The following is an 8,986-nucleotide window of genomic DNA, read 5'->3' on the forward strand; positions in this document are numbered from 1 at the left end:
GAGGTCATGATGATCGGACGGAATCGAAGACGGACAGCCTCTAAGGCCGCCTCCACCAGTGGCATCCCCCCCTCGTAGCGATGATTCGCAAATTCGACGATAAGAATCGCGTTTCGTGCCGCCAGCCCGATTAAGGTCACCAAGCCGATTTGAAAATAGATATCGTTACTCAGTCCCCGAATCCACACGGCGGATAAGGCCCCGAAGAGGCCGAACGGCACGGCAAGAATCACCGCAAAGGGCACCGACCAACTTTCATACAGCGCGGCAAGCACCAGGAACACCATCAGGAGGCCGAAGGCAAAGGCAAAGATGGACTCCGTTCCGGTCTTCCGTTCCTGATAAGAGATCCCGCTCCAATCGATATCATAGCCCTGGGGAACCAACACCTCCTGCGCCAACCGTTCCAACGCATCAAGGGCGGCCCCTGAACTATATCCTGGAGCAGCGGAACCCAACACGGAGGCGGTATTAAATCCGTTGAAATGGGTCACGGTATCCGGACCGCTCGTAAATTCCGTACTGACCACGGTATCAAGCGGCACCATCGTGGAACCTTTCGCACTCCGGGCCCGCACATAAATTTTCGAGATATCATCCGGACTCGACCGGAACTCCGGCAACGCTTCGGTCTGCACCCGGTACACCCGACCGAATTTAATGAAATCGTTGATGTAGAGATTGCCAAAATAGGCTTGCAGGGTATCGAACACTTCAGAAATAGGGACACCCAAAGCTTTGGCCCGTTCCCGATCCACCCGGGCATAGAGTCGCGGCGCCGACACGCGAAAACTTGTGCCGATCGCTCCAATGGCCGGATCTTGTTGCGCCCTGCTCACAAATTGTTGCGTCATCGCGGCAAATTGTTTGAAATCTCCACCGCTCGGATCCTGTAATTGTAATGAGAATCCTCCGGTGGCCCCCAATCCCCGAATAGAAGGCGCATTAAAAGCCAGGATCAAGGCTTCGGGAATTTCAGCAAACTTTTTAAAGGCGTTTCCAATCAACGCTTGAACATGTTGCTCAGGTCTGGTGCGGTCATCCCAATGGCTCAGGGGCACAAACATCGTCGCTTGATTCGCCCCTCGAGTGTTAAACACAAAGTTCTGCCCGGCAAGGGCATCAGTTGAATGCACCTCGGGAACCGAGAGGAAATACTCTTCCACTTTGCTCAACACCTCAATCGTGCGTTGTTTGGAGGCACCATCCGGCAATTGAACGATCGAAATAAAGTATCCCTGATCCTCTTCGGGTAGAAAACTGGATGGAAGCATTTTCAGCAACCCGGCGCTGACAAAAATCAGGACCCCGAAGATTGCCAGGGACAGCAGAGAGTGTTTGAGAATCGTCCCAACCGTTCCCACATACCGATTCTGCGTCCAATCAAAACCTTGATTGAATTTCTTCCAAAACCGGTTCTGCCCTTCCTGATCCGGCTTGAGAATCAACGCACAGAGCGCGGGGCTTAAGGTCAGCGCCACGACTCCGGACAGGACCACGGATAGCGTGATGGTAATCGCAAATTGCTGATAGAGTTCTCCTGTGATTCCTCCCAGAAACGCCACCGGTAAAAACACGGCAGCCAGCACCACGACAAGCGCAATGACCGGACCGGTGACTTCCGTCATCGCCAGCTTCGCAGCTTCCTTTGGCTGGTGTCCGTTCTGAATGTGCCGGGCGACGTTTTCCACCACCACAATCGCATCATCCACCACAATCCCGATGGCCAACACCATGCCGAACAGGGTCAAGGTATTAATGGAAAATCCGAGGGCGACCATACCCGCAAATGTGCCGATCAGTGAGACAGGGACGGCCACGGCTGGGATTAATGTGGCACGCCAGCTTTGAAGAAAGAGGTAGACCACCAGAATAACCAGGATTAAGGCTTCGCCCAGGGTCTTCACCACTTGTTGAATGGAGACCTCGATGAATCGGGTCGTATCGTAGGGGATGTCGTATGAGACTCCAGCCGGAAAAATATTCGTGAGGCTCTTCATCTCGTCCTTGATTCGTTTCATGGTTTCAAGGGCATTGGCTCCCGGGGAGAGAAATGTCAGCAGGAAGACATTCGGTTTGCCATTCCACCGTCCCTCGAGGTCATAAGATTGTGCCCCCAACTCAACCTTGGCCACTTCTCCAAGCCGAACCATGGAGCCATCCGGGTACGCCCGGACAATCATGTCTTCGAATTCTTTGGCATCACTCATTCGTCCCTGGGTAATCACAGGAATGGTGAGTTCCGTCCCTTGAGGAGCAGGCTCACGCCCTAACCGGCCGGCCGGAAAATCTCGATTTTGTTCTCGCACGACATTCGCGATGTCCGTCGGCGTCACATCCATTTGAGCCATGCGAATGGGGTCCAAAATGAGGCGCATGGAATAATTTTGTCCTCCGAAGATCGTCGCATCCCCTACTCCGGGAAGCCGTTTGATGTTATCCACAATCCGGAGAATCGCAAAATTGGAAAGAAAGACGGTATCCTGACGAGGATCACTGGAACTTAACGCCACCACGGCGAGTAGATCCGGAGAAACCTTCTTGACCGTGATGCCCTGCCGGACCACTTCCGGCGGAAGCTGTGGTTCCGCCAGGCGTTGACGGTTTTGAGTTTGGACTTGGGCGATATCGACATCCGTCCCGATTTCAAAGGTCAATCGGATGGTCATATGACCATCGTTGGTACTGGAGGAATCGTAATACAGGAGATTATCGATGCCGGGGAGCTGCACCTCAATCGGCCTCGCCACGGCTTCGGCTACGACTTCTGAACTGGCACCGGGATAATCCGCATCAATCTGAACCACAGGAGGGGTAATTTGCGGAAACTGGGCAATGGGAAGAACCTGAAGGGACACCAGTCCCACAACCACGATCACAATAGAAATGACCGTGGCAAAGATCGGTCGATCAATAAAAAAATGAGAACTCATGAGTTCTCCTGTGTTGTTTCAGCAGGTGTCGGATTCTCATGACTCGGGCTTTCCGATGCGGCCTCTCCATTCCGGAACGGAACTGGATTGACCTGCACTCCCGGTTGAATCCGATGAAATCCTTCGACGACGATGCGCTCCCCCGGCTGAAGGCCTTCTTCGATGAGCCAATCGCCCCCACGCCAGGTGGTGGCGTCCACTTCACGCACTTCGACTTTATCGTCAGGTCCGATCACATTCACAAAGGTGCCTTTGGAACCCTGTTGAACCGCACGCTGGGGAATTAAAATCGCATCGGTCCGGATATAGCCCTTCAGCCGGATGCGGACAAATTGTCCGGGATACAAATAGGACTTTCCGGGGGCAAGATCCGCTTCAGGATTGGGAAAGGCAAACCGTCCCTGCAAGGTACCGGTCTCCGACCGGAGGGCCACATCCGCAAAATCCAATTTTCCTTCATGGGGATACACACTGCCATCCGCGAAGGTCATGATTCCGCGTAACTGAAAGAGATCCGGCCTCTGGACTCTATGTGCGGCCAGTTCACGCCTTCGGCGCAATAAATACGTTTCCGGAACAGACATATTCACATACATGGGATCCAACTGATCGATCGTCGTCATGAGATCTGTCTGGGCAGACACCAGACGTCCCTCATAAAACCGGCTTTTCGAAATGCGCCCCCCGATCGGGGCGACAATCAGGGTATTACTCAGGTCAAACCTGGACTTGACCAGATCGCCCTCCGCCGCTTCCAGAGAGGCTTTGGCAGCTAATCCCTCGGCCACCGCATCGTCTACATCCTTTTGACTCACAGCTTGTTCTTCCAGGAGAGGATTGACGCGAGCAAAATCCTGCTTGGCTTGTACCAGTCGAGCCTGCGCTTGCGTCACTCTGGCTTTGGCACTGAGATAGGCTGCTTTAAAGGGCACGGGGTCGATGAGATACAGCCGGTCACCTTTTTTAACATTCCGACCTTCGGTGAAAAATACTTTCTTGATGATCCCCGTCACCTGAGAGCGGATCTCCACTGGACGAAAGGCCTCGGTTTGTCCGATGAATTCCGGTTCATCGGGAAGATCCTCGGTGGTCACCGTCACTACTTCCACCATCGGCGGTGGAGGGGCCGGAGGGGAAGTCGCTCCCTGCCCACACCCCATCAAGAGAATCAGGAGCAACCAGGCACTCCCACGAACACCGGCACTCCCACTGTGAAAGGGGGATGAAACTGAACTGAGAATGGCTAAATTCATCTGGTTGATTCCCACCAATTCCGGCCAAACCCCTTCACGGGATCATGGCCGGGATCTTCAGATTGTTGGCTTCTCTGCATTGATTGCCCATTCATAAGGTTTGTCTTTCCTTGACTTCAGCATTATTCGTCGATTTCTTTCTTCTTGAGTATATGGACGGACAAGAGCCACGATTCTTACAGTTTCGAATGGGTTCCGCTTCTCTCTTTTTCGATGAAGACGCAAGAAAAGGAATCGCCGTGACCGAATAGAGACATTTTTCTCTTGAACCATATACACCTTTTGACCAATCAGCGTAGTCATGGGTTTTCAACACACTATGTCACACCCGGTAAGAGTATAAAACTATCGTCCCGGAAAAACCCTTGAGGGCGAAGGACCAAATCAAATATGTGTTGATAAAACCCCATTTGTTGCATTAGCGATTTGAAATCAGAGTTGCATCGCAATACTTTTCTCCATCGTTGGAAACACAACCATACTCGGCGACATGACATCCCAGAATTTCATTCTTGCCGGGGGCAGCTACGTGGTAATGGTATCCCAGATCACCGAACATGTGCCCCTGACAGGAATCCAAATCCTGTGGTTCTGTCCCATCAGTGTTCAGTCGTGAGTGCAGTATATAACCATCCATGGCAATGCCGATCATCGGTGCATGACCAGGAGCGCTTTGGCTTTGTACTTCCTTTAAACAGCCCGTGACCGCATGAATGTGATAGCCCACATGAAGGTTGACATGCCCACCGCAATCATCAAATGGGGCCAGAGTATGGGCGCCGAGGATATGGTCAACGGGCGCTGGAGCGTCAAGCCGTACACCACTGTAAGTAAGACCTACTCCGACAAACCCAATTCGGCCACCGGGATGAGGTGTTCGGACCGGCTCGATCGGAATCACATAGGTCATGGTCGCGCCTTCCTTCATGTAGGAGGTCTGGCACTCGACACAGTAATTGCGATATTTGGGGTCGACATCGGGCCGTGCGGCGGCCCCGCATGACTCCTTGGTATCAGTAACATGGACCGCTCCGGTCTGTGGATCGAAAAGTTGCCACATATCATCATTATAGAATGAGCCCAAATTTTGGATAAAGGCACCATCGGCATCATAGACCTTTCCTCCGTCAAGCCAGATACCGGCTTTGTCCGGTCCATCTGCGATATTACGCGGACACCAAGGCCCCGGCAAGAAACCGGACGGTTCTGTCTTAACGGTAATGGAGAAACATTTCGTCTCGGTACCGCCGGAAAGTTTACAATCGACCAGCTTGGGTCCGTCGGTGATCGAGTCTTCATGAAATTGATGCTTCAGGTTGTGAAGATATGCTGTGTGTTTAGGATCCGTGGTCAATTGTTCGTCGGCCCTGGCGTTATTGACCGTTAAGGTTGCCACAGTCAGCATGAGCACAGATAATAACAGTGATCTCATGAGGAGGATCTCCTATGAAAAAATACTTTTGATGGTTTCTCCTCCCAGTTTATTGGGAAGTGTCTCATGGTATTTCTCCTTCGGGTTCCCCGCACAGCTTCCGATTTGTGCAGGAGACCTTACTCGACGGTCTTGCGCAGCAACACAAGATTGTCGAGAACCAGATTCGATGACCAGATAAAGTCGGCATCAGCTTTGAGATCATCAAAGATATCGAGGAAGTTCATGAACGCCGGCTTGTTATCAACACCGACCGTATCGTTCGTAAAGACAGAGGCGCGTGGCCAGGCACTGTCATCATAATCCGTGGCGAACCAGTTATCCGGAATAGGCCAATGCGCAGCTGAAAATGATTTTCCATCTTGAACGCTTTCCGTCGAACAGGCGGAGCTGTCTCTGCGTTGACCCTCCACTTTCAGGCATGAGCGATCTTGTAGCGGGGCGGTGTAAAAGGTCTGGGCTTTCCAGGTGGCATTCGTTATCGCGACGGTCTTTCCGCTTTCGTCTTTGATCACAGCAACGACCCCGGCGTCCCCTGGATGATAGGCCCGGCCCCTGTTTTGCTCTGAGCCCAGGCCAAGATGTTCTTCCCAATCCACGGCTAGCACAGCCACAGAAAACGGGCGATCGACCTTGAATCGAATGACACTGCTATTGAACGGCGTAAAAGGCACTGCATCGACGGCCAACAAACGGCCGTTCACGTACAACTCAAAATAATTATCAGCAAAGATAAAGACTGTAAAGTTCTCAGTACCGCCGGCGTCCATCACGGGGACCGTCTTCAGATCAAGCTCTGAACGATTGCGCAATTGGACGCCATCACATTGATTGAAAAGGTCAGATGCCTTCTCCGCACTTTGAAAGTGCGTCTGAGCCGGCACAATCCACTCCGTGCCATCTTCGGCCCTGATCTTTCCGACTGCACTAATACGCGCGCTGGCTCCAATACACGCATAAAGGCCGGGATTGACCGTTTGGGCCAATCCTGTCGTGAAGGACGGCATCTCTTCTGCCCAAATGTTTTGGGCGAAGACGAATGCCCCGAGTGCCACAAAGACTAGAGTTAATCTGAAAGTGGGCAACGCGCTCCAGGATATACGTTTCGTTGTATCCATGATTCACGATTTCCGCTGGGTTTAAGTCCTCAAGCCTTTTGCTTACTATTGGCCATAGGATGCACACCTATTAATCAAAAGAGAAATGTTTATTTTTCATTAAACTTATACGGATATTCTATAAGTACATTACGGAAATACGAACCATCAGAAGTTTCATGACGGTGGCCTCGCAGAAAAGTGTATCCGCGGCCGCACGGGAACTGAACAGGGTGCAGTCCGCATTCAGCAACCGGATATCTGACATGGAAAACAAACTTGGCGCGGGAATTTTCAAACATGTCCTGGTAAGAAATGCGGCGACTCGCCCTACTCTTTGCCCTTACTGTCATGTTGGCAATCATCCTTCTTCGTTTGAATCCAGATGTCCCATCCTTCCGGCACGGTAATCGTTCACAGCCTGCACAAGCTCTTCCTCAGTATTCATAACAAAGGGGCCCATGCGGGCGACCGGTTCCAGAATTGGTTCTCCACTCAGCACCAACACCATGGCCTCCTCCGTAGCCTCAAGATCCACCTTCGTTCCCTGCGGGTCACAGAGGGCCATCTCGGCCTCCCCGACTTTGTGTGATCCATTCACAACCAATCCCCCGCTTAAGACAAACAAGCCGGTATTATATCCAACCGGAAGACGTAACTCAGCCCGGTGTCCGGCTCCCAATCGCAGATCATACAGGTGCACCGGCGTGAACGTCATTGCCGGTCCTTTCAGGCCCTCATATTCCCCGGCGATCACACGGATGACACCTCCTGGTCCACCAAGATTGGATTGCGGAATGTCCGCATTGAGCACTGATTGGTAGCGAGGCGCACCCATCTTCGAGACCTTGGGAAGATTCACCCAGAGTTGAATCATTTGTAGCGTGCCCCCGTCCTTGGCCCAGGCTTCTTCATGAAGTTCTTCATGCACCACACCAGAAGCCGCCGTCATCCATTGCACATCACCCGGTCCGATGGTTCCTCCATTCCCGGTTGAATCCCGATGAGCAACTTTTCCCTGATAGACGATGGTCACGGTCTCAAACCCCCGATGAGGATGTTCCCCGACACCCAGCCGTTGATTCGTGGGAGGAAAAGATGCCGGGCCGGCATAATCCAACAACAGAAACGGGCTGATTTCTTCGGTGAGATCGTGACTCGGAAAGACATTCCGAACCGGAAACCCGTCCCCAACCATATGCGCCGACCCGGTCTTGTAGATTCCTTTAACTGATTTGAGTTGCGTCATGATCTCATCCTTTCGTCACTGCTTTTGTCTCAGCACATGGTTTACCGGAACGCGTGATCTCCTCAACATAGGCCCTGGTCAGACAGCCGGAAGAGAGAAAACCGGCCCCCTGTTGAAAGACCCGATTCAAAAAACATTTCCCCTCTTGATCCAAAAACGTCACCCCCCGCAAATCAATTCGAGGGACACGACCCGGATGCTCAGCACACGTCACCTGCCAACACCGTTCAGCTTCGATAACGGCCGCCCCGGCCAGCCGGCCTTCCAACTGCAGGGTAATGATTTCGTCATCTGTATGGACTGTGACTCGGAGCATGACCTTATTCCCTTTACGACAAGTTCCGTTCGAATACGAAAAACCCGTGGTGACACATGTGCAAGAACACAGACGGTGCTAGTCGTATTTTCCAATTAGTCCATTTCCGGTTTTTGCACGAACAAACAAATTTTCACACTTTTCTCTCCTGACCGGAACCGCATTACCCGTGATAAAAATCTTCCCGAATGACTTTTCCATCTTTCCAGGTTTGAATAGTTACCTGCTGCATTTTCACGCGGCTTCCTCCTTTAAAAGTCAGGTCAAACGTCCATTCCACCGCGGCATGATCCCCATCCACCAGTATCCGTCCGGCCTTCGCTCCATGAAATTCCTGAACCATCCCAATAAACTTCTGCTCATGCTCTCGATTAACAGCCTTCCCGACCCGCTCCTCGGTTCCATTGTCACTCATGACGACGTTATCAGCATAATAAGAGTCAAACGTTTCCAAAAGCTTTCCGGCCACAATACCATCGATCACGGCTTGCACTTGTTTTTGAATACTCATAATAATTTCTCCTTTCAATGAATAAAGATTTACCGTTCATCCCTTAAATTGAAACATCGATCAATTCATCCAACATCCTTATGATGACCCGATAGGAATGAGCGCCCCATTCAGCGCATCAGCCTCATCGGAGGCCAGAAAAACAAGCAGCGCGGCAATCGCTTCCGGCTTCACCCATTCGTTGGGATCGGCATC

General features: G+C 51.9%; 7 protein-coding genes. All 7 read right to left on the bottom strand.

Annotated elements, in window-relative coordinates:
* Positions 1-2,933 (bottom strand): multidrug efflux RND transporter permease subunit (locus tag AAH187_RS14885; protein ID WP_342349258.1); only part of this gene is annotated, 2,933 nt, incomplete at its 3' end.
* On the bottom strand, positions 2,930-4,186 hold the full coding sequence (locus tag AAH187_RS14890; protein ID WP_342349259.1) for an efflux RND transporter periplasmic adaptor subunit: 1,257 nt from the start codon (positions 4,184-4,186) through the stop codon (positions 2,930-2,932). The genes AAH187_RS14885 and AAH187_RS14890, both read right to left, overlap by 4 nt.
* A gap of 418 nt (positions 4,187-4,604) precedes the next feature.
* On the bottom strand, positions 4,605-5,618 hold the full coding sequence (locus AAH187_RS14895; protein WP_342349260.1) for a YHYH protein: 1,014 nt from the start codon (positions 5,616-5,618) through the stop codon (positions 4,605-4,607).
* Positions 5,619-5,737: 119 nt separating this feature from the next.
* On the bottom strand, positions 5,738-6,736 hold the full coding sequence (locus AAH187_RS14900; RefSeq protein WP_342349261.1) for a hypothetical protein: 999 nt from the start codon (positions 6,734-6,736) through the stop codon (positions 5,738-5,740).
* A gap of 340 nt (positions 6,737-7,076) precedes the next feature.
* Entirely contained in the window at positions 7,077-7,964 is an 888-nt protein-coding gene (locus AAH187_RS14905; protein ID WP_342349262.1) for a pirin family protein, read from the bottom strand.
* 4 nt (positions 7,965-7,968) lie between these two features.
* Positions 7,969-8,280 carry a hypothetical protein gene (locus tag AAH187_RS14910; RefSeq protein ID WP_342349263.1) on the bottom strand — a complete coding sequence of 104 codons (312 nt, stop codon included), beginning with the start codon at positions 8,278-8,280 and terminating at the stop codon, positions 7,969-7,971.
* Positions 8,281-8,443: 163 nt separating this feature from the next.
* Positions 8,444-8,791, bottom strand: a complete 348-nt coding sequence (locus tag AAH187_RS14915) for a SnoaL-like domain-containing protein (protein ID WP_342349264.1) — start codon at positions 8,789-8,791, stop codon at positions 8,444-8,446.
* Positions 8,792-8,986 lie beyond the last annotated feature (195 nt).

It is taken from the genome of uncultured Nitrospira sp. (genome assembly GCA_902500695.1).
Lineage (GTDB): Bacteria > Nitrospirota > Nitrospiria > Nitrospirales > UBA8639 > Nitrospira_E.

Excerpts from the sequence above, each read along its gene's own strand:
- AAH187_RS14900 (WP_342349261.1), bottom strand. The coding sequence starts at position 6,736 with ATGGATACAACGAAACGTATATCCTGGAGCGCGTTGCCCACTTTCAGA.
- AAH187_RS14890 (WP_342349259.1), bottom strand. The coding sequence starts at position 4,186 with ATGAATTTAGCCATTCTCAGTTCAGTTTCATCCCCCTTTCACAGTGGG.
- AAH187_RS14895 (WP_342349260.1), bottom strand. The coding sequence starts at position 5,618 with ATGAGATCACTGTTATTATCTGTGCTCATGCTGACTGTGGCAACCTTA.
- AAH187_RS14915 (WP_342349264.1), bottom strand. The coding sequence starts at position 8,791 with ATGAGTATTCAAAAACAAGTGCAAGCCGTGATCGATGGTATTGTGGCC.
- AAH187_RS14910 (WP_342349263.1), bottom strand. The coding sequence starts at position 8,280 with ATGCTCCGAGTCACAGTCCATACAGATGACGAAATCATTACCCTGCAG.
- AAH187_RS14905 (WP_342349262.1), bottom strand. The coding sequence starts at position 7,964 with ATGACGCAACTCAAATCAGTTAAAGGAATCTACAAGACCGGGTCGGCG.